Origin of the sequence: Rudaea sp. (assembly GCF_047601565.1) — a bacterium.
Classification (GTDB): Bacteria; Pseudomonadota; Gammaproteobacteria; order Xanthomonadales; family Rhodanobacteraceae; genus Rudaea.
In genome coordinates, this window is record NZ_JASGIY010000001.1 from 917,861 (window position 1) to 942,575 (window position 24,715).

Annotated in this window: 23 protein-coding genes; 12 read left to right on the top strand and 11 right to left on the bottom strand. The window is 66.7% G+C overall.

Features of this window, described 5'->3' with window-relative positions:
- Window position 1: 1 nt before the first annotated feature.
- Complete coding sequence (locus QM741_RS03885; RefSeq protein ID WP_415206427.1) at window positions 2-1,024, top strand: mitochondrial fission ELM1 family protein; 1,023 nt, start codon at window positions 2-4, stop codon at window positions 1,022-1,024.
- Between the two features lie 149 nt (window positions 1,025-1,173).
- Here the strand turns inward: QM741_RS03885 and glnE are convergent, their stop codons facing one another.
- Window positions 1,174-4,005, bottom strand: a complete 2,832-nt coding sequence (glnE, locus tag QM741_RS03890) for a bifunctional [glutamate--ammonia ligase]-adenylyl-L-tyrosine phosphorylase/[glutamate--ammonia-ligase] adenylyltransferase (RefSeq protein WP_415206428.1) — start codon at window positions 4,003-4,005, stop codon at window positions 1,174-1,176.
- A 322-nt stretch (window positions 4,006-4,327) separates the two neighbouring features.
- Between glnE and QM741_RS03895 the strand changes: the two genes are divergently transcribed.
- The 6 genes from QM741_RS03895 to accC all read left to right on the top strand — a co-directional run bounded on the left by QM741_RS03895 (window position 4,328) and on the right by accC (window position 10,434).
- Window positions 4,328-5,170, top strand: coding sequence for a 2OG-Fe(II) oxygenase (locus tag QM741_RS03895; protein ID WP_415206429.1), 843 nt, complete (start codon window positions 4,328-4,330; stop codon window positions 5,168-5,170).
- An 88-nt stretch (window positions 5,171-5,258) separates the two neighbouring features.
- Window positions 5,259-7,376: a protein-disulfide reductase DsbD family protein gene (locus QM741_RS03900; protein WP_415206430.1), complete on the top strand. Its 2,118-nt coding sequence runs from the start codon at window positions 5,259-5,261 to the stop codon at window positions 7,374-7,376.
- Entirely contained in the window at window positions 7,373-7,924 is a 552-nt protein-coding gene (locus QM741_RS03905; RefSeq protein WP_415206431.1) for a TlpA family protein disulfide reductase, read from the top strand. Before QM741_RS03900 ends, QM741_RS03905 begins: the two co-directional genes overlap by 4 nt.
- Before the next feature lie 175 nt (window positions 7,925-8,099).
- Complete coding sequence (aroQ, locus tag QM741_RS03910; protein ID WP_415206432.1) at window positions 8,100-8,570, top strand: type II 3-dehydroquinate dehydratase; 471 nt, start codon at window positions 8,100-8,102, stop codon at window positions 8,568-8,570.
- Window positions 8,571-8,594: 24 nt separating this feature from the next.
- Window positions 8,595-9,062 carry an acetyl-CoA carboxylase biotin carboxyl carrier protein gene (gene accB, locus QM741_RS03915; protein WP_415206433.1) on the top strand — a complete coding sequence of 156 codons (468 nt, stop codon included), beginning with the start codon at window positions 8,595-8,597 and terminating at the stop codon, window positions 9,060-9,062.
- A gap of 10 nt (window positions 9,063-9,072) precedes the next feature.
- Entirely contained in the window at window positions 9,073-10,434 is a 1,362-nt protein-coding gene (gene accC / locus QM741_RS03920) for an acetyl-CoA carboxylase biotin carboxylase subunit (protein ID WP_415206434.1), read from the top strand.
- 34 nt (window positions 10,435-10,468) lie between these two features.
- On the opposite strand, the gene QM741_RS03925 is transcribed toward accC, so the two are convergent.
- The 5 genes from QM741_RS03925 to QM741_RS03945 all read right to left on the bottom strand — a co-directional run bounded on the left by QM741_RS03925 (window position 10,469) and on the right by QM741_RS03945 (window position 15,217).
- A complete protein-coding gene (locus QM741_RS03925) occupies window positions 10,469-11,104 on the bottom strand; it encodes a hypothetical protein (RefSeq protein ID WP_415206435.1) in 636 nt (211 codons plus the stop codon).
- A 66-nt stretch (window positions 11,105-11,170) separates the two neighbouring features.
- Window positions 11,171-12,499, bottom strand: a complete 1,329-nt coding sequence (gene hslU / locus QM741_RS03930; protein WP_415206436.1) for an ATP-dependent protease ATPase subunit HslU — start codon at window positions 12,497-12,499, stop codon at window positions 11,171-11,173.
- Between the two features lie 181 nt (window positions 12,500-12,680).
- Complete coding sequence (hslV, locus tag QM741_RS03935; RefSeq protein ID WP_415206437.1) at window positions 12,681-13,220, bottom strand: ATP-dependent protease subunit HslV; 540 nt, start codon at window positions 13,218-13,220, stop codon at window positions 12,681-12,683.
- A gap of 289 nt (window positions 13,221-13,509) precedes the next feature.
- Entirely contained in the window at window positions 13,510-14,805 is a 1,296-nt protein-coding gene (aceA, locus tag QM741_RS03940; RefSeq protein ID WP_415206438.1) for an isocitrate lyase, read from the bottom strand.
- A 67-nt stretch (window positions 14,806-14,872) separates the two neighbouring features.
- Window positions 14,873-15,217, bottom strand: coding sequence for a hypothetical protein (locus tag QM741_RS03945; RefSeq protein WP_415206439.1), 345 nt, complete (start codon window positions 15,215-15,217; stop codon window positions 14,873-14,875).
- A 129-nt stretch (window positions 15,218-15,346) separates the two neighbouring features.
- Between QM741_RS03945 and QM741_RS03950 the strand changes: the two genes are divergently transcribed.
- The 3 genes from QM741_RS03950 (at window position 15,347) to QM741_RS03960 (ending at window position 18,765) form a co-directional block, all read left to right on the top strand.
- The gene (locus QM741_RS03950) at window positions 15,347-16,396 is read left to right on the top strand and encodes a LysR family transcriptional regulator (protein ID WP_415206440.1); all 1,050 of its coding nucleotides are present in this window, start codon (window positions 15,347-15,349) and stop codon (window positions 16,394-16,396) included.
- 93 nt (window positions 16,397-16,489) lie between these two features.
- Window positions 16,490-18,007 carry an ATP-binding protein gene (locus tag QM741_RS03955; RefSeq protein WP_415206441.1) on the top strand — a complete coding sequence of 506 codons (1,518 nt, stop codon included), beginning with the start codon at window positions 16,490-16,492 and terminating at the stop codon, window positions 18,005-18,007.
- Entirely contained in the window at window positions 18,004-18,765 is a 762-nt protein-coding gene (locus QM741_RS03960; protein WP_415206442.1) for a response regulator, read from the top strand. Before QM741_RS03955 ends, QM741_RS03960 begins: the two co-directional genes overlap by 4 nt.
- A gap of 119 nt (window positions 18,766-18,884) precedes the next feature.
- On the opposite strand, the gene QM741_RS03965 is transcribed toward QM741_RS03960, so the two are convergent.
- Both QM741_RS03965 and QM741_RS03970 read right to left on the bottom strand, forming a co-directional pair.
- Window positions 18,885-19,088, bottom strand: a complete 204-nt coding sequence (locus tag QM741_RS03965; protein WP_415206443.1) for a hypothetical protein — start codon at window positions 19,086-19,088, stop codon at window positions 18,885-18,887.
- A gap of 135 nt (window positions 19,089-19,223) precedes the next feature.
- On the bottom strand, window positions 19,224-21,062 hold the full coding sequence (locus tag QM741_RS03970; protein ID WP_415206444.1) for a monovalent cation:proton antiporter-2 (CPA2) family protein: 1,839 nt from the start codon (window positions 21,060-21,062) through the stop codon (window positions 19,224-19,226).
- 148 nt (window positions 21,063-21,210) lie between these two features.
- Between QM741_RS03970 and QM741_RS03975 the strand changes: the two genes are divergently transcribed.
- Window positions 21,211-21,570, top strand: a complete 360-nt coding sequence (locus QM741_RS03975) for a hypothetical protein (RefSeq protein ID WP_415206445.1) — start codon at window positions 21,211-21,213, stop codon at window positions 21,568-21,570.
- A 59-nt stretch (window positions 21,571-21,629) separates the two neighbouring features.
- Here the strand turns inward: QM741_RS03975 and QM741_RS03980 are convergent, their stop codons facing one another.
- The 3 genes from QM741_RS03980 to QM741_RS03990 are packed head-to-tail and all read right to left on the bottom strand — an operon-like array spanning window position 21,630 to window position 23,949.
- Window positions 21,630-22,124, bottom strand: a complete 495-nt coding sequence (locus QM741_RS03980; protein ID WP_415206446.1) for a GNAT family N-acetyltransferase — start codon at window positions 22,122-22,124, stop codon at window positions 21,630-21,632.
- Between the two features lie 10 nt (window positions 22,125-22,134).
- Entirely contained in the window at window positions 22,135-22,404 is a 270-nt protein-coding gene (locus QM741_RS03985) for a DUF1778 domain-containing protein (RefSeq protein WP_415206447.1), read from the bottom strand.
- 60 nt (window positions 22,405-22,464) lie between these two features.
- Window positions 22,465-23,949, bottom strand: coding sequence for a RimK family protein (locus QM741_RS03990; protein ID WP_415206448.1), 1,485 nt, complete (start codon window positions 23,947-23,949; stop codon window positions 22,465-22,467).
- Window positions 23,950-24,132: 183 nt separating this feature from the next.
- Between QM741_RS03990 and QM741_RS03995 the strand changes: the two genes are divergently transcribed.
- Window positions 24,133-24,597: a GNAT family N-acetyltransferase gene (locus QM741_RS03995; protein WP_415206449.1), complete on the top strand. Its 465-nt coding sequence runs from the start codon at window positions 24,133-24,135 to the stop codon at window positions 24,595-24,597.
- The last annotated feature ends 118 nt before the right edge of the window (window positions 24,598-24,715 follow it).

Consider the following 24,715-nt stretch of genomic DNA (forward strand, 5'->3'; position numbering starts at 1 on the left):
CGTGAAACAGGAACCGCTCCATCGCCCGGGACGCGCCGCAGGCACCGTCGTCGTCACCGACGGGGCGGCCGGCAACGAGCGCCAGGCGCTGTCGCTTGCGCTCGGCCTGCGCGTGTCGCCGCGCATGCTGCGCATCGCGCTGCGCGCGCCATGGCGCTGGATCGGACCGGGGTTCGTGCGCGGCGCCAGTCTGTCGATCCTGCGCTGGCAGTGGAAGACGCTGTCTTCGCCATGGCCCGCACTCGCGATCGGCTGCGGCCGCCACGCGGCCGTGATCGTGCGCGCGCTACGCGAGGCCAGCGGCGGTGCTACGTTCGCCGTGCAGATTCTCGATCCGCGCATCGACCCCGCGCATTTCGACGTCGTCGTCGCGCCACGCCACGACGGCCTCGACGGCGACAACGTCGTGCAGACGATGGGCTCGCTCAACCCGGTCGACGACGCCTGGCTCGCGGATGCGAAAGTGGAATTTTCCACATTGCAGCAATTGCCGCGGCCGCGCACGGCGCTGCTCGTCGGCGGCCTGCGGCACGGACTGGACATGGACGAGGCCTGGCTCGCGGCGCTCATCGCACGGCTCGAACGCTGGCGCGAGCGCGACGGCGGTTCGATGCTGATCACGACCTCGCGGCGCACGCCACCGCAATGGCGCGAGCGCCTGCGCGCCGCCTTCAAGAACGGCACCACCTGTTTCTGGGGCGGCGAGGCCGACGGCGCGAATCCGTATCCGGGCTATCTCGCCGTCGCCGACCGCATCGTCGTCACCCCCGACTCGGTCAACATGCTCAGCGAAGCCTGCGCGACCGGCGCGCCGGTGTTCACCTCGCTGCCGGCGAATCCGCCCGCCAAGCTCGCGGCATTCCATGCCGAACTGGTCGACCAGGGTTGGCTGCACGATATCGGCGCGGAACCCGCCGATGTGCGGCAACCGCCGCCGCTGCGCGAACTCGCCACGGTCGCCAGCAAGATCCGGCACCGCATCGAGGCCACGCGGCCCGACATCGCCGTCGCGCTCGATCGCTGATTGCTCTGCTTCCCTTCTCTCGCCGGGAGAAGGTGGCGCGAAGCGCCGGATGAGGGAAGAGCGCCACCAGAACTGAAAGCTTGGCGTAGCTTGTGAGGCTTTCCCCTCATCCGCCCTTCGGGCACCTTCTCCCGCCGGGAGAAGGGAAGCTAAGCGAACTTCAGGCCGAATTGCGCGGCGATGTCGGTGACACCACGCGCATGCCGCAGCAATTCCGCATCGCGCTCGACCAGGCGCGGGCGTGCGTCGAGCGTGCACGAAAGCGAACGCGCGAGCAGGGTTGCGTGCGCGTCGGCGAGCGTGCGCGACTGGCTGCGGTCGAACAGGCCGGACTGGCGCGCGAGCGCGATCAGCGTCGCGGTGTTGCCGCTGCGCAGCAGCGCGGCGTGTTCGTGCGCGTGGACCAGCACGAGCGCCTGCAGCAAGAATTCGATATCGAGCAGCGCGCCCTGCCCCTGTTTCAGGTCGAACCGTTCCGGCGTCGAACGATCGCGCTCGACGCGCCAGCGTTCGCGCATGCCGGCGACCTGGGCGATCACCTCGCGCGCGTCGCGCGCCTGCGCGAGCGTGGCCGCACGCACGCCGGCGAAACGCGCGAGCGTCGCTGCGCCGCCCGCGAGCGGGCGCGCGCGCACGAGCGCCTGCTGCTCCCAGACCCAGGCGCGCTCGCACTGGTAGTCGGCGAACGCTTTGATGCCGGTCACGAGCAGGCCCTTGCCGCCATCGGGGCGCAAGCGCACGTCCACCTCGTAGAGGCGCCCCGCATGGGTCTGTACGCCGAGCCAGTTGACGATGCGCTGGGCGATGCGTGCGTAGTAGCGCATGCCGTCGAGCGGGCGCGCACCGTCGCTTTCGACCTGTGCGAACTTCTCGTCGTAGACGAAGACGAGGTCGAGGTCGGAACCGAAGCCGAGTTCGGCGCCACCGAGGCTGCCGTAGCCGATCACGCCGAGATCGTCGCCGTCGCCGAGGCGGCCGTGCTGGCGCCGCATCTCGCGCGTGGCCATCGCGAGCAGTTCGGCGACGACGAATTCCGCGGTGTTCGACAAACCGCGCGCCGTCGCCGCCGCGCCGAGATGGCCGCCGCGGTAGGCGAGGCCGACGCGGAACGCGGCGCTGTTCTTCTCCTCCTGCAGCACGACCAGGCGCGCTTCGGGGTCGTCGTCGGCCACGTTGGCCAGGTGGCGGCGCAATTGCGCGACCAGTTCTTCGTGGCTCGGCGCCTGCGTCTCGAGGCGCACGTCGAGCAGGTCGTCGAGCAGCAGCGGATGCGCGATGACGCGCTCGGCGAGCAGCGCGCTGTCGGCGAACAGCGCGACGAGGCGGCGGCGCGCGCCGGCCTGTTCCTCGAGCAGGGCGAGATACGCGGAGCGGCGGATCACGCCGTGCAGCAGGCGCAGCAGGCGATCCAGGCACACGTCCGGCTGCACGCTGCGCGCGGCCTCGTCGAGCAGCACCGGCAGCAGCGCGTCGAGGCGCGCATGGCCGCGCGCGGACATGGTGCGCGCAGCCTGCACGAGCGCGACGACCTTGGCATGCAGCGGTTCGGCATCGCCGTAACCGAGCGCACGCAACATCGTGGCGTCGGCGCCGTTCCCGGCGACGCGCTGCACGTAGCTCTCCGCCGCCAAGGCGGCGGGCCGCGCATCGACCTGCAGCGGCGCCATCACTTCGGCGAAGATCGCGCCGACGTCGGCGCGTGCCTGCGCCAGTTCGTCGTCCAGCGCCGCGAGGTTGGCGTAGCCGAGCGCCTGCACGATGCGCAGGCGCGCCTCGATTTCGTCGGGCAGCACATGCGTTTGCTCGTCGCGGAACATCTGCACGCGATTCTCGATCTTGCGCAACAGCCGGTAGGCGGCACGCAGGCGCCGGGCGCGGTCGGTCGCGATCACGCCGAGCTGTTCGCAGGCGGCAAGCGAAGGCAGCAGGCCGCGTTCGCGCAATGCGGGTTCGCGTCCGCCGCGGATCAACTGCAACAACTGCACGATGAACTCGATCTCGCGGATGCCACCGGGGCCGAGCTTGAGATTGTCCGCGAGATCGTTGCGCGCGACCTCGGCGTCGATCAACGCCTTCATCTCGCGCAGGCCGGCGAACGCGGTGTAGTCGAGATAACGCCGGTAGACGAACGGACGCAGCGCTTCGATCAGGTGCTTGCCGGCGCGCAGATCGCCCGCGACCGGTCGCGCCTTGATCCAAGCGTAGCGTTCCCAATCGCGGCCTTCGCGCTGGTAGTACTGTTCCATCGCCGCGAACGAGAGCGCGACGCGGCCGGCGCTGCCGAACGGACGCAGGCGCAGGTCGACGCGGTAGACGTAGCCGTCGACCGTGATCTCGGCAAGCAGCTTGACCAGGATCTGCCCGAGCCGCGCGAAGAACGTTTCGTTGGCAAGCGGCCGCACGCCATCGGTTTCGCCGTTCTCGTCGAAGGCGAGGATGAGGTCGATGTCGGACGAGAAGTTCAAATCCGCGCCGCCGAGCTTGCCCATGCCGATGACGACGAGGCGCTGCGGCGCGCCGTTGCGTGCGCGAGGTACGCCGTGGCGGTGGATCAGCGCGCGTTCGCCGAAATCGTGCGCCGCGGCGAGGCAGGATTCGGCGAGCGCGGTCGAACCGGCCAACGTCTGCTCGACGCCGTCGAGACCGTTGACGTCACGCCAGATCAACCGCACCGCCTCGCGGCGGCGGTAACGGCGCAGCGCGCGCAGCGCCTCGGTTTCGTCGAGCGCCGCGTCGAGCGCGAGCGGCCGCGTGTCGGCGTGATGCGGATTGGCCATCAGCAGCAGGCCGTCGGCGCAGAGCAGTTCGGGCTCCTTGCGGAAACTCTCCCAGGCGAAGTCGCTCGCGAGCAGCACGCGGCGCACGCGCTCGTCCACGCCGGCATCGTCGTGCAGCACGACGTTCGCTTCGCGGCAACGCGCGAGCAGGCGCGCGTAGCGATCGGCGACGAATTCGCGGCTGGAGAAAATCGCCTCGGGCATGGATCGGCACGGCGCAAACGGGGCGTGCATGTTCGGCAAACCGCGTCCGTGACGCAAGATCGATGCCACAGGGCGGTGCGAACGACGCAGCCGGCCTGCAGCGACGAGGAATGGCCCGAAGCAAATAAAAAGCCCGCCGCGATTGCTCGCGACGGGCTACCCTCCCCCACAAGCCTCAGGGCTTTGTGTGGCGCGCATTGAATTACAAATTCTTCATGCGCGCACGTCGCGCCGCATCAATTCGCTTGCGTATGCGTTTTCCGGCCGCCCTGTCCTGCCGTTAAACTCGACGCATCCTCGACAAAAAACGCAGGCGCATGCAATGAATGCGGCAACCCGGATACCGGTGGAGTGGCGCGAGTGGATCGCGCACAACCTCGCGCGCGGCTGCGATGCGCGGACGATGATCGCGGATATGCTGCGCGCCGGCTTCGACACGCAGACGGCGCAGGCCGCGCTGTTCGAACTCGCCGGCGGCAATGCCGCGGCGCCGGGCACGGGTTACGCGCACGAAGCGTCGCGCCTGCCCGCGGGCAACCTGATCCGCTTGCCGGACCGCGACGTGCGCGTCGTGCTGCGCATCGAGCGGCCGACCGTCGCCTTCCTCGACAACGTGCTCGACGCGCAGGAGTGCGACGAGCTCGTGCGCCGGTCGGCGCAGAAGCTGGTGCGCTCGACCATCGTCGACCGCGAGCGCGGCAGCGCCGAGGTGATCGCCGGACGCTCGAGCGAGGGCACCTGGTTCCCGCTCGAGGCCGACGCATTCATCGCGCGTCTCGATCGCCGCATCGCCGCGCTGATGAACCGGCCGCTCGAAAACGGCGAGGGCCTGCAGATCCTGCACTACCGCACCGGCGGCGAGTACACGCCGCACTACGACTATTTCCCGCCCGGCGATGCGGGCAGCGCGCCGCATCTCGCGCAGGGCGGCCAGCGCGTGGCGAGCCTCATCCTCTATCTCAACGACGTCGAGGACGGCGGCGCGACCGTATTTCCCAGGCTTAACCTCGCCGTCGGTCCGAAGAAGGGCGCGGCGGTGTACTTCGAATACTGCAACAGCCGCGGCGAGGTCGATCCGGCGACGCTGCACGGCGGCGCGCTCGTGCTCAAGGGCGAGAAATGGATCGCGACGAAATGGATGCGGCAATATCGCTACGAGGCATGATGCGGTCGCGCCGCGGCAGCCGTGCAAGCGTGGACGGTCATGACCGGTCTTCGCTGTCTGCCGACTGCAACTCTGCGACAATCCGCCGATGACATTCCCGTACCGCCTGGTTGCCCTTGCCGCCCTCGCCTGCCTGCTCGCGCCGCACGCCGCGCGCGGCGCCGACGCCGACGATCTGTTGCCGGTGGAAAAGGCCTTTGCCGTCGAGGCCACGGCGCTGGACCGGGCAACCGTGCGGCTCGACTGGAAGCTCGCCGAGCACTACTACCTCTACCGCGACCGCATCAAGGTGACGAGCGCCGACGTCGCGCTCGGCGCGCACGCGCTGCCCGCAGGCGAGAAGAAGCACGACGAGTTCCTCGGCGACGTCGAGGTCTACCACAAGGACTTCTCCTCGACGCAGACGTTGACCGTGCCGGCCGACGCGGCTCAGGTGACGCTCGCGATGCGCTATCAGGGCTGCCACGAGGTCGATCCGAAAATCTGCTATCCGCCGCATACGGTGAAACTCGCGGTTGCGCTGCCGCCGGCAATGGCGGAAGGCGACGATCTGTTGAGGAGCAGCGCATCCGCCGGCACGTTGCTCGACGGCGAGGCGCTGCCGGTCGACAAGGCCTACGTGTTCGAAGCCATCGCGACGAATCCCGGCGAAGTGCTCGTGCGCTTCACGATGCCGAAAGGCTATTATCTCTACCGCGACAAGACGTCGTTCCACGCGGACAACGCCACGCTGGGTGCGCCGCACTGGCCCGAGGGCAGGCTGCACGAGGATGCGAGCTTCGGCCAGACCACGGTGTATTTCGACCAGGTCGACGTGCCGATCGCCGTGTCGAACCTCGCCGCGGGCCAGTCGCTGCATCTGACTTCGACGTTCCAGGGCTGCCTCGAAGGCAGCGTCTGCTATCCGCCGACGATGCGCAGTCTCGACGTCGCCCTGCCCGCGGGCCCGGGCGGCGGCGGCGTGGACACCGCCCAGCAGCAGCCGCGACCCGATGCGGCGGCTTCGGGCTCGTTGCTCACAGCGCTATTCGGCGCGCTGCTCGGCGGCCTGATCCTCAACCTGATGCCGTGCGTGCTGCCGGTGCTCTCGCTCAAGGCGATCGCCATCCTCGAAGGCGGCGAGTCGCCGCGGAAGGCGCGCCGGCACGTGCTCTGGTACACCGCCGGCGTGCTGCTTTCGTTCGCCGCGGTCGGCCTCGCCGTGATCGCGCTGCGGCGCGCGGGCCTCGCCTACGGTTGGGGCTACCAGTTGCAGCATCCGCTGATCGTCGCCGTTCTGGTCTACGTGATCGTCGCGATCGGCCTGTCGCTGTCGGGCGTCGTGCAGTTCGGCGCCGGCCTGACGAACGCGGGACAGGGCCTCGCCGCGCGTTCGGGGCCGGCGGGCGACTTCTTCACCGGCGTGCTCGCCGTGGTCGTGGCGAGTCCGTGCACGGCGCCGTTCATGGGCACGGCGCTCGCGTTCGCCTTCGCGAGTTCGACGTCGACCGCGTTCCTCGTCTTCGTCGCGCTCGGCCTGGGTCTTGCGCTGCCGTTTCTGGCGATCGGCTTCGCGCCGGCGCTCGGCCGCCTGCTGCCGAAGCCCGGTGCGTGGATGGAAACGCTCAAGCAACTGCTCGCGTTTCCGATGTACCTGACGGCAGCGTGGCTGGTCTGGGTGCTCGGCAACCAGCGCGGCGTCGATGCGATCGGTCTCGTGCTCGTTGGCGTGATCGCGCTCGCGCTCGCGCTGTGGTGGTTCGAACGCAGCCGCTACGGCAGCGGCACGGGACGTGTGTTCGCGCTAATCGCGCTGCTGCTCGCGCTACCGCCGCTCTACGCGATCTCCCGGCTCAAACGTACTGCCGCGGCGGCCACGGAAGTTTCCGGACAAGTGGCATTCAGTCCGTCCAGGCTCGATGAATTGCGCAAGGACGGCAAGGCGGTGTTCGTCGACGTCGGCGCGGACTGGTGCACGACCTGCAAGGTCAACGAACGCGCCGTGCTGTACACCGACGCGTTCCGCGAACTGCTCAAGCGCACCGACACCACGCTCATGGTGGCGGACTGGACCAATCCCGATCGCGACATCGAGGCGTTCCTCGCGCGATTCCACTCGGTCGGCGTGCCGCTCTACGTCGTGTTCCGCAAGGGCGAAGAAGGCCGTCCTCTACCGACGGTGCTGACCCAGGGCATCGTCGAATCGGCGCTGGAAGGCAGACAATGACGCTCGACCGCTCCCATCTCGCCATCGTCGCGGTGGCGATCCTCGGCGCGTTGCTCGGCCTGCTCGCGTCGACATGGATGGGCGGTTTCGCCGAAAAGCCGGTGCCTCCCGGCGTACGCGTGCTCCAGATCGGCGACCAACGCGCCGACCTCGAACTGGTCGACCTCGACGGCAAGCCGCGCCGCCTGTCCGAGTTCGACGGCCAACTCGTACTGCTGAACTTCTGGGCGAGCTGGTGCGGGCCCTGTCGCGAGGAAATGCCGCTGCTCGACGCCAGCTCCGAGAAACTCGCCGGTCGCGGCCTGCGCGTGGTCGGCGTCGCAATCGACGATGCCGAGGCGGTGCGCGAGTTTCTCAAGGATTCCCCGGTGCGCTATCCGATCCTGCTCGGCGGCGACGAAGACGAAGACGCGAGCCTGCGTTTCGGCGATACCAGGAGCGTGCTGCCCTATAGCGTGCTGATCGGCCGCGACGGCAAGATCCTCGCCCGGCGCGCCGGCTATTTCACCGAAGCCAGCCTGAGCGCGTGGCTGGAACCCCATTTGTAGGGGGAGAATGACGGCACCCCCTTCCTTGCCCCTTATCCCTGCCTTTCGCCCTGCTTTTCCTCCAACATCGGCCATCTTCGCCGAATTTGAGCACATCGCACTGGACAAGCCGGCATCGACGGCGCAGACTTCCGCGCCTTGAACGGGCCGCCGGCCCGCCGGACTTGCTTTTAACGTGGCGAAAATCCTCGTCCTGCACGGCCCCAACCTGAACCTGCTCGGCACGCGCGAGCCGGAGATCTACGGGCGCGCGACGCTGGACGAGATCAACGCCGACCTGGCCGCACGTGCCAAGGCCGCCGGACATGAATTGGAATCCTTCCAGTCCAACGCCGAGCACGAGTTGGTCGAGCGCGTGCAACGCGCGCGCGCGGACGGCACGGCGTTCATCCTGATCAACCCCGGTGCGTTCACCCATACCAGCATCGCCCTGCGCGATGCGTTCGCCGCGGTGGCGATCCCGTTCATCGAAGTGCACCTGTCGAACGTTCATGCGCGCGAGGCGTTCCGGCGCCAGAGTTATCTTTCCGATATCGCCGTCGGCGTGATCTGCGGACTGGGGCCGGTCGGCTATGGGCTGGCACTGGCGGCTGCGATGCAACGACTCGATTCTGGCAACGCCGGCGAAAAGCAGAAGCAAAGATAATCGGAACCAGAAGCAGGTTTATATATGGATTTGCGCAAGATAAAAAAACTGATCGACATCCTCGAGGAATCCAACCTCGCCGAGCTCGAAATCAAGGAAGGCGAGGAGTCGGTGCGCCTGTCGCGCGTGCCGAAGGGTTCCGTCGCTGCACCGGCGACCCACGTCCAGGTTCCCGCCGCCGCACCCGCGCCGATCTCCGCGCCCGCCGTGAGCACGCCGGCTGCGACGCCGGTTGCGGGCGGCAAAGAGCTGCCACCGGGCCACGTCCTGCGCTCGCCGATGGTGGGCACGTTCTACGCATCAGCCAGTCCCGAGGCGCCACCGTTCGTCAAAGTGGGCCAGACGGTCAAGGTCGGCGATACGCTCGGCATCATCGAGGCGATGAAGATGTTCAACCAGATCGAGGCCGACGCGGCCGGCACGGTGCTGGCGGTGCTCGCCACGAGCGGCCAGCCAGTCGAGTTCGACGAACCGCTGTTCGTGATCGGCTGACGCGCGCCCCATGCTCGACAAAGTCGTCATCGCCAACCGCGGCGAAATCGCGCTGCGCATCCTGCGCGCCTGCGCCACGCTCGGCATCAAGACCGTGGCCGTGCATTCCACGGTCGATCGCAATTTGAAACACGTCGGCATGGCCGACGAGTCGGTCTGCATAGGCCCCGCGCCCGCGGCGGAAAGTTACCTGTCGACGCCGGCCATCATTGCTGCGGCCGAAGTGACCGACGCGCAGGCGATCCATCCGGGTTACGGCTTCCTGTCCGAGAACGCCGACTTCGCCGAGCGCGTCGAACAATCCGGCTTCGTCTTCATCGGCCCGACCGCGGACGTGATCCGCCTGATGGGCGACAAGGTCGAAGCCATCAAGGCGATGAAGTCCGCCGGCGTGCCGTGCGTGCCCGGTTCGGGCGGCCCGCTCGGCGACGACGCAACGACCAACGCGAAGATCGCGCGCGAGATCGGCTACCCGGTCATCATCAAGGCCGCGGGCGGCGGCGGCGGGCGCGGCATGCGCGTGGTGCACACCGAAGCGCATCTCAACAATGCCATCACGCTGACCAAATCCGAAGCCAAAGCCGCGTTCAACAACGATCAGGTCTACATGGAGAAATTCCTGGAGAATCCGCGCCACGTGGAGATCCAGGTGCTCGCCGACGGCCAGGGCAACGCGATCCATCTCGGCGAGCGCGACTGCTCGATGCAGCGCCGTCACCAGAAAGTGGTCGAGGAAGCACCCGCACCGGGCATCACCGCGGTGCAGCGCGAGGAAATCGGCCGCGTCTGCGTCGAGGCCTGCATCCGCATCGGCTACCGCGGCGCGGGTACGTTCGAGTTCCTCTACGAGAACGGCCGCTTCTACTTCATCGAGATGAACACCCGCATCCAGGTCGAGCATCCGGTCACCGAAATGATCACCGGCGTCGATCTCGTGCGCGAACAGCTTCTGATCGCGGCCGGCGAGAAGCTGTCGATCAAGCAGAGCGACGTCGAGATCGGCGGCCACGCTATCGAGTGCCGCATCAACGCCGAGGATCCGGAGACGTTCATGCCTTCGCCCGGCATGGTGAAGCGCTTTCTCGCCGCCGGCGGCCCCGGCGTGCGCATGGACACGCACATCTACGACGGCTACCGGATTCCGCCGAACTACGATTCGATGATCGGCAAGCTGATCGCGCACGGCCGCGACCGCGAGACCGCGATCGCGCGCATGCGCGTGGCGCTCGGCGAACTTGTCATCGACGGCGTGAAGACCAACATCCCGCTGCAGCAGCGCATCATGGCCGACGGCGGCTTCCAGCGCGGCGGCCAGAACATCCACTACCTCGAAAAGCGCATCGCGGAGCAGCGGGAAAAGAGCAAAGGCTGAGGGGACGGGGACTTCGATTCGCCGTCCCCGGCTTTTATGACGCCGGCAGCGCCTCGGGCGGCAGCGGAATCGGCGGCACGCCGGCGATGCGCGCGAGCAGCAGCATGTAGGCGGTACCGAACGCGATCGAGCCGATCGCGAGGAACTCGTAGGCGCCCGTGTCGGGATACCAGTTCGCGTTCGGGTCGACTTCCTGCAGCAGCAGCGCGTCGGGCTCGGCGCCAGTGAGGCGGCCGACGTAGCTGACCTCGCCGGTCTCCTCGTCGAGCATGTTCAGCGAGATCAGCGGGGTTTCCTTCGAAGCCGACTCGGCGATCGTCTGCCAGTCGGCGAGGTCGATTTGCGGAAACGACGGAATCGTCTCCTCGTTGAGCTTGAGCGCGCGCTCGACGAACTCGCGGCCCGGGTCTTCCTCGACATGGCTGACGTCGGACAAAGCGATCGCGAGAAAGCCGTCGAAGCGCATCGCGTCGGAGACTTCCGCGATCAGCGCGAACTCGGCCGACATGCCGATCACGTAGCCGTGCGTCCAGCCGACCGAGATCTTCTCGCGCAGCACGCGCACGGGCACGCGCGCGTCGAGCGCCTCGCGCATCTGCGCGCGCGCGCCGCGACCGCGGAACTGGAGGACGTTGTTGCCGCCTTCGCGGTGGTGGTTGATGGTTGCCATTTCTATATTTTTATAAATATGCTTTCTTGCCGTCATTCCCGCTTTCGCGGGAATGACGAGCCGGAGCTACAGGATATACCGGCTCAAATCCTGGTCCTGCACCAGTGCGGCCAGATGCTCGTCGACGTACTTCGCATCGACGGCGAAGCTCCGTCCGCCGTGGTCGGGAGCTTCATAGGATATCGTATCGAGCAGCCGCTCCAAAACCGTGTGCAGCCGGCGCGCGCCGATGTTCTCGGTGCGTTCATTGACCTGGAACGCGATTTCGGCAAGGCGACGCACGCCATCGTCGCTGAAATCGAGCTTGACGTTCTCGGTCGCGAGCAGCGCGCTGTACTGCTTGGTCAACGCGCTGTGCGGCTCGCGCAGGATGCGCTCGAAGTCGCCCGCCGACAGCGCAGAGAGTTCGACGCGGATCGGGAAGCGGCCCTGCAATTCGGGAATCAGGTCCGACGGTTTGGCCAGCGAAAACGCGCCCGAGGCGATGAAAAGAATGTGGTCGGTCTTGACCAGGCCGTGCTTGGTCGATACGGTCGAGCCTTCGACCAGCGGCAGCAGGTCGCGCTGCACGCCTTCGCGGCTCACGCCCGCGCCGCCCCATTCGCCGCGCTGCGCGACCTTGTCGATCTCGTCGATGAAAACGATGCCGTTCTGCTCGGCCGACTCCAGCGCCTGCTGCTTGATTTCCTCGTCGTTGACGAGTTGCGCCGCTTCTTCTTCGACGAGCAGCGGGCGCGCGGCCTTGATCGCGAGCTTGCGCTTCTGCGTCTTGTTGCCGGCCATCTGCGAGAACATGCCGCGCAGCTGATTGGTCATTTCCTCCATGCCCGGCGGCGCCATGATCTCGACGCCGACGTTGACCTGCGTCTCGATCTCGATCTCGCGCTCCTCGAGCGCGCCCTCGCGCAACTGCTTGCGCAGCTTCTGGCGCGTGTCGGTGTCGAGCGACTCGGGCGGCGGCTGGTCCCAGCTCGAGGCGCGGCGCGGGATCAGCGCGTCGAGGATGCGCTCCTCGGCGCGATCCTCGGCCTGCGAGCGCACCTGGTCCTTCGCCGCCTCGCGCGCCATCTTTACGGCCGCGTCGGCAAGATCGCGGATGATCTGTTCGACATCCTTGCCGACGTAGCCCACTTCGGTGAACTTGGTCGCCTCGACCTTGATGAAAGGGGCGTTGGCAAGCGCCGCGAGCCGACGCGCTATTTCGGTTTTGCCGACGCCGGTCGGCCCGATCATCAAGATGTTCTTCGGCGTGACTTCGTTGCGCAGTGCCGGTTCGAGCTGCATGCGCCGCCAGCGGTTGCGCAGCGCGATCGCGACCGCGCGCTTGGCCGCGTTCTGCCCAATGATGTAGCGGTCGAGTTCGTTGACGATTTCGCGGGGAGTGAGTGAAGACATGGGGATCGCTGGTGGTACGTGAGAGGAAATCATCTTCACCTCTCCCGCCGGGAGAGGTCGGCGCGCGTAGCGCGGCGGGTGAGGGAAAGGTGTTTTCAACTTCGAGGACATGACCAATCGGCCAGGACCTTCCCTCATCCGGCGCTTCGCGCCACCTTCTCCCGGAGGGAGAAGGGAACAGCTATAGCTCTTCGATCGTGACGTTGTGGTTGGTGTAGATGCAGATGTCGCCAGCGATGCCGAGCGCCTTCTCCACGATCTCGCGCGCACCGAGTTGCGAATGCTGGAGCAGTGCACGCGCGGCCGCCTGCGCATACGGGCCGCCCGAGCCGATCGCGATGAGGCCGTGCTCGGGTTCGAGCACGTCGCCGTTGCCGGAGATCAGCAGCGAGGCATCCCTGTCGGCGACGGCGAGCATCGCCTCGAGGCGGCCGAGGCGGCGATCGGTGCGCCAGTCCTTCGCCAGTTCGACCGCGGCGCGCGTGAGGTTGTTGCCGTGCTTGTCGAGCTTCTGCTCGAACAGCTCGAACAGGGTGAACGCATCGGCAGTCGCGCCGGCGAAACCTGCGAGCACCTCGCCCTTGGCGCCGAGCCGGCGCACCTTGCGCGCGTTGGCCTTGACCACGGTCGCGCCGAGCGTGACCTGACCGTCGCCGCCGATCACGACCTTGCCGTCGCGGCGCACGGAGACGATGGTCGTGGCGTGGAAACTTTCCTGCATGGCACATCCAGGCGGTCGAAGGATTCGACATTATGGGGCCACGCGGGGGAAATCCAAGTTTGTGCCGTGTCGGCAGAGATCCGGCCACGCGCCGACTCCACGGCGAGCAGGGTCCTGCCCGTGCGGCTCGCCCTTGATCAACAGCGGCCGCCGCAGTGCGATCGCGGCATTGGCCGCGAACTCGAGTTCATCGGCGACGACGTAACGCGCTTCGGTTACACAAAGGCTGTCCGGCAATACGCGATGCGGAGCCGCCTGTGCTCCACATCGCCCGACCGCAGCGCCGGATTTACGCTGCCTTGTGGCCGTGGAACTGCTCTTCCTCGGTCGAGCCCTTGAGCGCGGTCGTCGACGACTGGCCCTGCTGGATCGTCTGCGTGACCGCATCGAAGTAGCCCGTGCCGACTTCGCGCTGGTGCTTGACCGCGGTGAAGCCCTTGTCGGCCGCGGCGAACTCGGCTTCCTGCAGTTCGACGAAGGCGCTCATCTGGCGGCGCGCGTAGCCGTGGGCGAGGTTGAACATCGAGTAGTTCAGCGCGTGGAAGCCGGCCAGCGTGATGAACTGGAACTTGTAGCCGTAGCCGGCGATTTCCTTCTGGAACCTGGCGATCGTCGCGTCGTCAAGGTTCTTCTTCCAGTTGAACGACGGCGAGCAGTTGTAGGCGAGCAGTTTGCCCGGGAATTTCTTGTGGATCGCCTCGGCGAACTTGCGCGCGAATTCGAGATCGGGCTTGCCGGTTTCGCACCAGACGAGATCGGCATACGGCGCGTAGGCGAGGCCGCGCGAGATCGCCTGGTCGAGACCGTTCTTGGTCTTGTAGAAGCCTTCGACCGTGCGCTCGCCCGTGGTGAAGGGCTTGTCGTTCGCGTCGACGTCGCTCGTGAGCAGGTCGGCGGCTTCCGCGTCGGTGCGCGCGACGAGAATCGTCGGCACGCCGAACACGTCGGCGGCGAGGCGCGCGGCGTTGAGTTTCTCGACCGCTTCGCGCGTCGGCACGAGCACCTTGCCGCCCATGTGCCCGCACTTCTTCACCGAAGCGAGCTGATCCTCGAAATGCACGCCGGCAGCGCCGGCCTCGATCATCGCCTTCATCAGTTCGAACGCGTTGAGCACGCCGCCGAAGCCAGCCTCGGCGTCGGCGACGATCGGCTGCAGGAAGTCGACCGAGTCGTCGCCCTCGGCGTGATAGAGCTGGTCGGCGCGCAGCAGCGCGTTGTTGATGCGCTTGACCACGGCCGGCACCGAGTCGGCCGGATACAACGACTGGTCCGGATACATCTGGCCCGCGAGGTTGGCATCGGCCGCGACCTGCCAGCCGGAGAGATAGATCGCCTTGAGGCCGGCCTTGACCTGCTGCATCGCCTGGTTGCCGGTCAGGGCGCCGAGCGCGTTGACGAAATCCTCGTTGTGCAGCGACTTCCACAGCTTCTCGGCGCCGAGGCGCGCGAGCGAGTGCTCGACGTGCACGGTGCCGCGCAGGCGCACGACGTCCTCGGCCGTGTAGTTGCGCTTGATGCCGGCCCAGCGCGGGTTGTTGGCCCAGTCCAGCTTGATCTGTTCGGCGGTGGGGAGGCTCGGTTTCATGCTCGGATCCTGCGTTGATGAGGTTGGGTTGGGGAAGGGATGACGGTCTTTCCGGTTTGCGCGCAAGTCAGAGCGGTCGGTGTTGCGCGTAGATCGTTTCGGCCACCTCGCGCGAGGCGCGCAGCAGGCGGGCGAGGCCGGGAGTTCCGTCGGCGGGCGCGACACGTTCCTGCACGCTGAGGATCGCCTCGTCGAACAGCGCATGGTCGATCGGCGAACCGTCGGCGAGCGTGACCGCGTCGTCGCCCAGCCAGCGGCTCAACTGCGTCTGCGCGTTGAGCGCGGCCGATTGCCGGCCGTCGATCAGCGCACGCACACAACGATCGACGCAGGCGGCGAAGTCCGAACGCGTCGCCGGCGTTCCGCTCGGGGCGGCGCGGCCGTCCAAGCCCGTCATTGCACTGCAAGCCATCGTTCTGCTCCGGCAAACTTTGTTGCATGGCAGCACCCTAGGCTTGATCGGCCTGTTTGACAAACCAAATGTTTCAACGCAATAATTTGAAATTGTCAAAAATTATCTATTTCATTGATTTGCAAACGGATGACACCCACGAATTCGGTCACCAGAGGGGGCAAGACCGCTGCCGGCAGGCGCCGCCCGGGCAAGCCGCGAGCGGCGGTCAAGCGCGGCGCGGACGCGGAATCGGCGCGGTTCTACTACAAGGGCAGCCGCCTCAAGCAGCTGCGCGCGTTCTGCTACGCGGTCAAATTCGGCACGGTCGTGCGCGCGGCGGAGTCGCTATTCCTGTCGCCGTCGTCGGTCAGCCTGCAGTTGTCCGCGCTCGAATCGGACTTCGGCGCGCGCCTGCTCGAGCGCACGCGCCCGCGCCTCGCGCTGACCGCCGACGGCCAACTGCTCTACGACCTCGCCCGGCCGCTGGTCGAAGGCATGGAGAACCTCGACCACCAGTTCCGCAACCGCCGCACCGGCGAGCCCGCGCGCGAAATCCACATCGCCTGCGGCAATTCGACGATCCAGTACCTGCTGCCCGAATGGGTGCGCGCCTATCGCGAGCAGTTTCCCGACGTGCGCCTGGAACTCGCCAACGTCACCGGCATCGACGGCCTCGCCCTGCTGCGTTCGGACAAGGTCGATTTCGCGGTCGGCTCGATGCTCGACGTGCCGCACGACATCGAATACGAGCCCGTGCGCTGGTTCGATCCGATGCTGATCGTGCCGCACGGCCATCCGCTGGCCGACAAGGCGGAAATCACGCTCGAGGACATCTCGCCCTGGGGGCTGATCCTGCCGCCGCAGCGCCTGACGACCTATCGCATGGTCGATCTCGTTTTCCAGCAGCGCAAGGTGCCATACCACGTCGCGATCGAGGTCGGCGGCTGGGAAGTGATCAAGCAGTACGTCGGCATGGGCCAGGGCATTTCGATCGTCACCGGCATTTGCATCGCGCCGAGCGACGAGCAGCGCCTCGTCGCGCGCAATTTGCGCCGCTACTTCCCGCAGCGCAGCTATGGCGTGGTGGTGCGCAAGGGCAAATACCTGTCCGAACAGTCGCGTGCGTTCATCGACTTGATCAAGCCCGATCTGTTCGGCCGCCGCGACTATTACGACACGGGACATTCGAAACGATAACTGTGGAAAAACGGTGGAACCGCAGGTGCCGTGGTTCCGCGGACGAGCCCGGCGCGCTATCGTGGGTGCCGTTTCCCATTGCGTACGATCCCGATGCGTTTGCGGCTGTGGCATCGCCTGTTCCTCGCGTTTGCCGTGCTGAGCGTGGCGATCATCGTCGGCTTCGTCGTCTGGCAGCAGCGCAATTTCCGCGAAGGTTTTTCGAATTATCTCGACGCCGTCTCGCTGCAGCGGCTGCAATCCGCGGCACGGCGGCTCGCCGGAGTCTATGCGGAACACGGCGCTTCCTGGGACTTTCTGCGCGGCGACGCACGCACGTTCGACACCTACATCGATCCATTTCGCCTCGAGCGCAAAGCCGTGGACGAGGAGCCGCCGCGTGGCCCCGACGATGCGCCACCGTCACGCGAAGACGAAACGAAGCCACCCCGCGACATGCCACCGCCGCGCGAACCGCATTTGGACGGCAGCCCCGAACCGCCGCACGGCGCGCCGCCACCGCGCGAAGGCCCGTCGAGCCGGGTGTTGCTGGTCGACGCGGCGGGAACGATCGTTGTCGGCGACCCGCACCTCGCCGACGATCGCGATCTGTTGCGTGTGCCGCTCCAGTACGGCGGCAAGGACGTCGGCAGCCTGCTCACGCGCAAGACTCCCGCACGCGCCTTCGGCGGGCCCGACCTCGCCTTCGCGCTCGCCCAGCGCCACGCGGCGATGGCGGCCGGAGTCGTGGCGCTGCTCGTCGCGCTTGGCTTTGCCTTCGCGATCGCGCGGTGGCTGCTCGCACCCGTGCGCGCGCTGACCCAAGGCGTACACGCGCTGACCGCGGGCGACTACGCCCAGCGCATCGCGCCGACGGGCAGCGCCGAACTCGGTGCGCTCGCGCGCGACTTCAACCGCCTCGCGCAGACGCTCGAGGCGCACCGTGAGGCGCGCCGGCGCTGGGGTGCGGACATCGCCCACGAACTGCGCACACCGCTCTCCGTGTTGCGTGGCGAAATCGCGGCGCTGCAGGACGGCGTGCGCGCGCCGACGCCGGCCGCATTCGACTCGCTCGCCGCGGAGGGAGGTCGCCTCTCGGGTCTGATCGAGGATCTCTACCAGCTTTCGCTCGCGGACGCGGGCGCGCTCGAATACCGTTTCGAGACGCTCGATCTCGTCGAAACCGTGCGCGATGCCGCGCAGTTGCAGAAGCGCGCCTGCGCGGATGGGGGCCTTGCGCTCGATCTCGATCTCCCCGGCGATGCTCTCGCCGTGCGCGGCGACGCGCGGCGCCTGGGCCAGTTGTTCGACAACCTGATCGCCAACGCGCGCCGCTATACCGACGCGCCGGGTCGCATCCGCATCGCGCTGACGCGTACGTCCGATTGCGTGCGCGCCAGCATCGACGACACGCCGCCCGGCGTGCCGGCCGCCTCGTTGCCGTTTCTGTTCGAACGGCTGTATCGTGTCGACGCGGCGCGCGGGCGCGCGAGCGGCGGGGCTGGCCTGGGCCTTTCGATCTGCCGCGCGATCGTCGAAGCGCACGGCGGCACGATTCGCGCCGAGGCATCGAAACTCGGCGGTCTGCGCATCCTCGTCGATCTTCCGAACGCCACGGAGCCACTTGCATGAACGCAACGATGAACGATCAGGCAGGGAAAGCGGCGGCTAAAGCCGATTCGATCAAGCCCGATTCGGCCAAGCACATTCTCGTCGTCGAAGACGAGCCAAAGATCGCCGCGTTGCTGCGGGACTATCTCGCCGCGGCGGCCTTCCACGTCAGCGTGCGCGAGATGGGCGCGGGCACGGTCGAGTGGATTCGCGAGCACGCGCCCGACGTCGTCCTGCTCGACCTGATGTTGCCCGGCATCGACGGTCTCGACATCTGCCGCGCGCTGCGCGCGCTGCCCGATGCGCGCATCGCCAACGTGCCCGTGCTGATGCTGACCGCGCGCGTGGAGGAGATCGATCGCCTGCTCGGCCTCGAACTCGGCGCCGACGACTATATCTGCAAGCCGTTCAGCCCTCGCGAGGTCGTTGCGCGCGTCAGGGCCGTGCTGCGGCGAACGGCGCCGGCCGCACCCGGCGCGCCGTCCGCGATCGATCTTGACGAAGCGCGTTTCGAGGTGCGCGTGCGCGGCACGCCGATCGCGCTGACGCCGGTCGAATTCCGCCTGCTGCGCAAGCTTGCTTCGCAACCCAGGCGCGTCTATTCGCGCCAGCAGCTCATGGACGCCTTGTACAACGACCATCGCGTCGTCAGCGACCGCACCGTCGACAGCCACGTCAAGAACCTGCGGCGCAAGCTCGCCGACGTCGGCGTCGATCCGATCGCTTCGATCTACGGCTTGGGCTACCGCTTCGAATGGAGCGAGGAGGCCGCATCCTGAGGGGAATGTTCCGGGGATCTACGACGCGGGGTTTGCAAGGCAAATGGCCATGGCCGAATGCGCAAGCGTCGGCCGCGCCGCAGCCGCAAGAAAAGAGCTTGAGCCGGCGCCGCGCCGGCTCAACGCGCCGCCGGCTGTCCGCCAAGCGCGCGCGCGGGCAAGAGCAGCAGCGCGCGCAGGAATTCGAACACGCCTTCGAGCGCGATGCCGACGAGGCGGAACGGCAGCAACAGCAACCAGAGGATCGGGTAGAGGATCAGCGCAAGCAGCGCGACCGGCCAGCAGAACACGAACAGCAACAGCCAGAGGATGAAAGTCAGCATCGTCGACCTCGCGATGACCTTGGAATAAGGCCCATCTGGGGACCACTCTATGCCTGTTCAAGCCGCCGCGGGAGTGCCCAATGGCATGGATGCCGAGAGAATGCGACGAAACGCCAATAGCGCCGACGAAACCGCTCAAGTCGTGTCCGCAATCATGGCTTTGTCTTCGTCGTCCTCGTCGTTCCTGATTTGCACCGGGCGCTCGTCGGCTTCGAACAGCCGGTCGAGGTCGGCGAGCGCTTCCTGCGCGGTCTGCCGCAGCGCAGCCTCGTCGTCGTAGACGAGATGCTGGTCGCGCAGCAGTTGTTCGTCGCGCTTGCGGAAGATGTCGATGCGCGCCTTGGCGATTTCGGGGGCGATGCCGAGGTCGATGAGCACGCCCTTGGCCATGGCTAGGCTCGAATAGAACGTGTCGCGCACGATGCCGTCGATGTTCAAGTCCATCAGCCGCCAGACGTGCTGGCGGTTGCGCGCGCGCGCGATGATCTTGATGTGCGGGTACAGGCGCTTGACGATGCGCGCCGTGCGGATGTTGAGCTCGGGATCGTCGGTGGTCAGCACGAAGATCTCGGCCTTCTCAATGCCCGCGGCGCGCAGCAACTCCGGCCGGCTCGAATCGCCGAAGTAGATGTTCTGGTTGAAGCGACGCACGAACTCGACCTGTTCAACCGAGCTTTCCAGCGCGGTGAACGGAATCTTCTGCGCGCGCAGCACGCGCGCGACGATCTGGCCGACGCGGCCGTAACCGGCGATGATGACGCGCGGATGCTGGTCCGTGATGACGTCGAATTCGCGCTGCGGCTTTTTCTTCTGCCCCGTGAACAGGCGGCCGCCGCCGACCACAAGCAGCGGGATCAAAGCCATCGACAAGGTGACCGAAACGGCGAGCAGACTGTGCTGACCCGTTTCGAGCAGTTCATGATCGCGCGCGAGATTGAGCACGACGAAAGCGAACTCGCCGCCGCCGGCGAGCACGAGCGCGAGCCTGACCGTTTCGTTGAAGTCGAGCTTCTTCCTGAAGAAACGGCCGATGGCGAGCAGCACGGCACCCTTGACCGCGAGGATGCAGAGCACGATCAACCCGACCGCCAGCGGCTGCTGCCTGACCAGCTGCAGGTCGAGCGAAATGCCGACGCCGACGAAGAACAAGCCGAGCAGCAATCCGCGGAACGGGTCGATCTGCGCTTCGATCTCGTGGCGGAATTCCGAATCGGCGAGCAGCACGCCGGCTAGGAACGCGCCGAGCGACATCTGCATCCCGGCGAGCTGCATCAGCCACGCCGCGCCGAACACGACGAGCAGGGACATCGCGGTGAACACTTCGGGAATCTGCGTCTTCGCGACCGCGCGGAAGACCGGGCGCAGCAAATAGCGGCCGCCGACCGCGACCAGCGCGAGGATGCCGATCGCCTTGGCGGCGGCGATCCAGGTGTTGCCGCCGGCCGCGACCGCATCGTGCACGCCGAGCAACGGCACGAGCGCGAGGATCGGGATCGCAGCCAGGTCCTGGAACAGCAGGATCGCGAACGCGAGGCGCCCGTGCGGCTCGCCGATCTCCTTGCGCTCCGCGAGGATCTGCAGGCCGATCGCGGTCGACGACAGCGCCAGGGCGAGGCCGATGATGACCGCGCTCGACGCGGCGACGCCGAACGCGACCGCGATGCCGCCGAGGATCAGCGCGGACAACACCACCTGGACCAGACCCGCGCCGAACACCGCGCGGCGCATCAGCCACAGGCGCGCGGGCGAAAGTTCAAGGCCGATCACGAACAGCAGCAGGATCACGCCGAGTTCGGACAGCTCGTTGGCCTGGCTCATGTCCGGCGCGAGATCGAGGAAGCTCGGACCGATCAGCGCGCCCGCGCCGAGATAGCCGAGCACGGCGCCGAGTCCGGCGCGCTTGGACAGCGCCACCGCGACCACCGCCGCGGCGAGGAACATCACCATGTATTGCAGGAAGTGCGAAGCTTCCATTCCGCTGTCCTCCGGATGGGATTGCATTATGCGGGCTGGCAAAGCGTTCGCCTACCGTGCAAGCGCGCCCCGCACGCGGAACGGAGCAATCTCAACCGCTGAGATGACCCTGCCGCATCCTCGCATGCAACGTGACGAGGAGTAGATCATGCGTGCAACCGTTTCGTATTCAAGTGTGCTGCCATTGTTCGGCAAGGGAGAACCTGCCATTGCCGTGCGCATCGCGCAGGTTTGGCTCGTTGTCGGCTGCTTTGCCGTGCTGTTTCTGCCGGCATTGCGCGGGCGCAGCGAATGGATCGGCTGGCTGCCGCTCTGGCTCGTGATCGTTCCTGCCGCGCAGCTTGCGATCCTGCGTCGGCGCGCGTTGTTCGCCGCATCGACCAAAGTGCTGGGACGTTTGCGTCGCTTGCATGCACAGCCTGCCCCGCGCCGCGTGCGCAAATCGTCCGCATCGCGCCGTTCGAGCCACCGACACGGCACCCTGCTCGCCGCTTTCCTGTTCCGCTAGTTGGTAGGGCCAAGGATGGCCCCTTTTTTCGGAAGTATGTGCTTGGCGAAAGTCCGATCCTAAGGCGTTTTGCCGAGCGGCAAATACCACTGCGCCTCGTCGCCGGTGCAGGGCATGAAACCGAAGTGCTCATAGAAACGGGCGGCCGTTTCGTTCTTCGCGTCCACGACCAGCGCGTAGTGCGCGATTTCCTCGCGCACGTTGAGACAGCGCTTGACGGCGTTCTGTAGCAACAGCGCGCCGTACCCTTTGCCACGGCAGCTTTCGTCCACGGCGAGTCGCCCCATACGCGCTACCGGTACAGGATGCCTGGGCAGCTTCTTTTGCTCCGCAGGCGACAAATCCACGAGGTTCATTGCGCCGAAACTCAGGCAATAGAAGCCGAGAATCCCGGCCGGCGTCATGTCGTCGACGAGCACGTACGTGGTGGAAAAATGTTTGCGCTGATGCTGGCCAGCGAGTTCCTTGAGGAAGCGATCGAGTTCGGCCGCGCCACAACGAAAACGCGTCCGATCATGGCGCGCCGCTTGCAGCTTTTCGATCGCAAGCGCCACGGCGCGGAAATTACAAGCCGAGCTTGTCGGCCTTGGCCATGGCCTTGCGCAATGCCGCGTTCGGGGCGAACGGACGATCCAGAGCCTGCACGAAACGACGCGAGGCGGCAGCGGAAAGCGTCACGACCTCCTCCGACTCGAGGATCTTCCTTGCCTCGCGCACGAGCACGGCGCGCGCGAAGGAAGAGACCGTTTCGCCGCGCAACTCGGCGGCGCGGGCGACGATCTTCTTGTCCTGCTCGCTGGTGCGAACTTCGAGGCGGTCGGCGACGGAACTCATGTACGGTATTATGCCGTACATGAGTTCCGTCGCCAAGAGGGAGTTGTCGCGGTCAGCCGATCAATCCGTGATGCCGAGCCGCTTGCGTTCGAGCCGGCGCAGGAATTCCTCCATGATGCGGCGGTACAAGTCCTCGCCGAGGTAGTCGTCTTCGACGCCGGCGTCGATCGAGGGATTGTCGTTGACTTCGATGACGACGGTACGGTTGCCGTTCTGCTTGAGATCGACGCCGTAGAGGCCGTCGCCGATCGACGCGGTGGCCTTGAGCGCGAGCTTGACCACCTCGCCCGGCGCGTCGCGCACGGGCAGGGTCTTGAAGCCGCCGGATTTCTGCGACGCGTTCGGCCCGTGGTTGTAAATCTGCCAGTGCCCGCGCGACATGAAGTACTGGCAGGCGTACAGCGCTTCGCCGTCGAGCACGCCGATGCGCCAGTCGAATTCGGTGAACATGAACTCCTGCGCGAGCACGAGTGCGGTGTGCTGGAACAGGTCGTCGGCAGCTTTCTTCAATTCCTCGACCGTTTCCACCTTGACGATGCCGCGCGAAAAGGATCCGTCCGGAATCTTCAGCACGATCGGGAAGCCGAGCAGGTCGGGCAGCTCGGCGAGCCTCGAGGCGTCGTCGCGGTAGAGGATCTCGGTCTTCGGCGTGGCCAGCTTGCGCGACTTGAGCAGGTCGTGCAGGTAGATCTTGTTCGTGCACTTGAGGATCGAGCCCGGATCGTCGATGACGACCATGCCTTCCTTCTCCGCCTTGTTGGCGAAACGGTAGGTGTGGTTGTCGATCGCGGTCGTCTCGCGGACGAACAGGCCGTCGTATTCGGCGAGGCGCGTGTAGTCGTTCCTGCCGACGATCTCGACTTCGATGCCGATCTCCTTGCCGGCTTCGACGAAGGACTTCAGCGCGCGCTTGTTCGACGGCGGCATCGCCTCGTTCGGATCGGCCAGCATCGCGATGTCGTAGCGGTAGCTCCTGCGCGCGCGCGGCTTGCGCCAGAGCTTCTTCGAGAACTTGTCGAGCGAGGCCGCGAACGAGTCCTCCTGCTGGTCGGTCAGCGTGTGCAGGCCGGCCGGCTTGATCGCGGCGATCTGCCAGACTTTCTCGCGTTCGAATTCGAGGCGCAGGATCGGGCACGGAAACGTCTCGAACACCTGGCGCACGAGGTCGGACAGCGGCGCATAGCTGGTCTCGCCGAAGTAGACGAGCACGCCGAAATCGGTCGCGTCGCGCCCGCCCTCGGGCAGGAACTTGATCAGCTTCTGGTTGAGGTCCTCGATGTCGAGGCCGTACAGCGCACGCTTGCGCAGGTCGTTGATCGTGCGCACCGACGGAATGACCTTGTGCCCGCGCGCCTCGGCCAGCAACGAAACGTAGTAGCCGATGCCGAGATACTTGTAGCTGCGGCAGAGATTGATGACCTGCACGCGCTCGTCGTCGGCGTCGATCGGCTCCTTCAGGTAATCCTGCGCGACGACGACGTTGTCCGACGGATAGTACGAGCCCCAGTCCGAGGCTTTTTCCACGACGATGACGAGGCGGCTCATGCTTGTTTGAACTGCGGCGGCGGTGGGTCGCTGGTCCGGGAAGGAGGGCGGCGAAGCGCCGCGCAGTTTGCCACAATTGCAATGCCCGCCCGCTGACGGAATTTAAGAATTGCGGGGCGTTTACGCCGAGTTCATCGCGACGTGTCGTTGCCCCGGCTGGCGCCGGTGGCTTAGGCTGGAGGCATGTCCGCCGCGCATTCCGATTTCTCGATCCGTCCCGCGTCCGCCAGCGACCTCGACGCCCTGCTCGCGCTCGAGCGCGCCGCGTTCACGACCGACCATCTCTCGCGTCGGCAATACCGCCGGCACCTGCACAGCGCGACGGCGACGGTGCTCGCCGCGGTCGATGCCGGCGGCCTGCTCGGCAAGGCCGTCGTGTTCCATCGCGCGGGCAGCGATATCGCGCGGCTGTATTCGATCGCGGTCGAGGCGCGAGCGCGCGGCCGCGGCGTCGCCAAGGCGCTCGTGGCCGCGGTCGAGGCGGCGGCGCGCGCCCATGCCCGCACCCGCCTGCGCCTGGAAGTGCGCAAGGACAACGCCGCCGCGATCGCGCTGTACGAGCGCCTCGGCTTCCATCGTTTCGGCGAGAAGCCCGGCTTCTACGAGGACGGCGCCGATGCGTGGCGCTACGAGAAGCCGCTGCCATGAGCTTCGGTCGAAGCGAATCCGCAGGCGGCGAAACGTTTGAATTCCGTTAGCCCGCCGCTCGTGCATTGTTTCCCGCTGCACGGCTGTCTACCATCGCGCATCGCATCGAAATGGCTGC

Excerpts from the sequence above, each read along its gene's own strand:
- glnE (WP_415206428.1), bottom strand. The coding sequence starts at position 4,005 with ATGCCCGAGGCGATTTTCTCCAGCCGCGAATTCGTCGCCGATCGCTAC.
- hslU (WP_415206436.1), bottom strand. The coding sequence starts at position 12,499 with ATGTCTTCACTCACTCCCCGCGAAATCGTCAACGAACTCGACCGCTAC.
- QM741_RS03960 (WP_415206442.1), top strand. The coding sequence starts at position 18,004 with ATGAACGCAACGATGAACGATCAGGCAGGGAAAGCGGCGGCTAAAGCC.
- QM741_RS03895 (WP_415206429.1), top strand. The coding sequence starts at position 4,328 with ATGAATGCGGCAACCCGGATACCGGTGGAGTGGCGCGAGTGGATCGCG.
- QM741_RS03900 (WP_415206430.1), top strand. The coding sequence starts at position 5,259 with ATGACATTCCCGTACCGCCTGGTTGCCCTTGCCGCCCTCGCCTGCCTG.
- accC (WP_415206434.1), top strand. The coding sequence starts at position 9,073 with ATGCTCGACAAAGTCGTCATCGCCAACCGCGGCGAAATCGCGCTGCGC.
- QM741_RS03945 (WP_415206439.1), bottom strand. The coding sequence starts at position 15,217 with ATGGCTTGCAGTGCAATGACGGGCTTGGACGGCCGCGCCGCCCCGAGC.
- QM741_RS03985 (WP_415206447.1), bottom strand. The coding sequence starts at position 22,404 with ATGAGTTCCGTCGCCGACCGCCTCGAAGTTCGCACCAGCGAGCAGGAC.
- QM741_RS03925 (WP_415206435.1), bottom strand. The coding sequence starts at position 11,104 with ATGGCAACCATCAACCACCACCGCGAAGGCGGCAACAACGTCCTCCAG.
- QM741_RS03995 (WP_415206449.1), top strand. The coding sequence starts at position 24,133 with ATGTCCGCCGCGCATTCCGATTTCTCGATCCGTCCCGCGTCCGCCAGC.
- QM741_RS03955 (WP_415206441.1), top strand. The coding sequence starts at position 16,490 with ATGCGTTTGCGGCTGTGGCATCGCCTGTTCCTCGCGTTTGCCGTGCTG.
- QM741_RS03965 (WP_415206443.1), bottom strand. The coding sequence starts at position 19,088 with ATGCTGACTTTCATCCTCTGGCTGTTGCTGTTCGTGTTCTGCTGGCCG.
- QM741_RS03905 (WP_415206431.1), top strand. The coding sequence starts at position 7,373 with ATGACGCTCGACCGCTCCCATCTCGCCATCGTCGCGGTGGCGATCCTC.
- QM741_RS03990 (WP_415206448.1), bottom strand. The coding sequence starts at position 23,949 with ATGAGCCGCCTCGTCATCGTCGTGGAAAAAGCCTCGGACTGGGGCTCG.
- QM741_RS03970 (WP_415206444.1), bottom strand. The coding sequence starts at position 21,062 with ATGGAAGCTTCGCACTTCCTGCAATACATGGTGATGTTCCTCGCCGCG.
- hslV (WP_415206437.1), bottom strand. The coding sequence starts at position 13,220 with ATGCAGGAAAGTTTCCACGCCACGACCATCGTCTCCGTGCGCCGCGAC.
- accB (WP_415206433.1), top strand. The coding sequence starts at position 8,595 with ATGGATTTGCGCAAGATAAAAAAACTGATCGACATCCTCGAGGAATCC.
- aceA (WP_415206438.1), bottom strand. The coding sequence starts at position 14,805 with ATGAAACCGAGCCTCCCCACCGCCGAACAGATCAAGCTGGACTGGGCC.
- QM741_RS03975 (WP_415206445.1), top strand. The coding sequence starts at position 21,211 with ATGCGTGCAACCGTTTCGTATTCAAGTGTGCTGCCATTGTTCGGCAAG.
- QM741_RS03950 (WP_415206440.1), top strand. The coding sequence starts at position 15,347 with ATGACACCCACGAATTCGGTCACCAGAGGGGGCAAGACCGCTGCCGGC.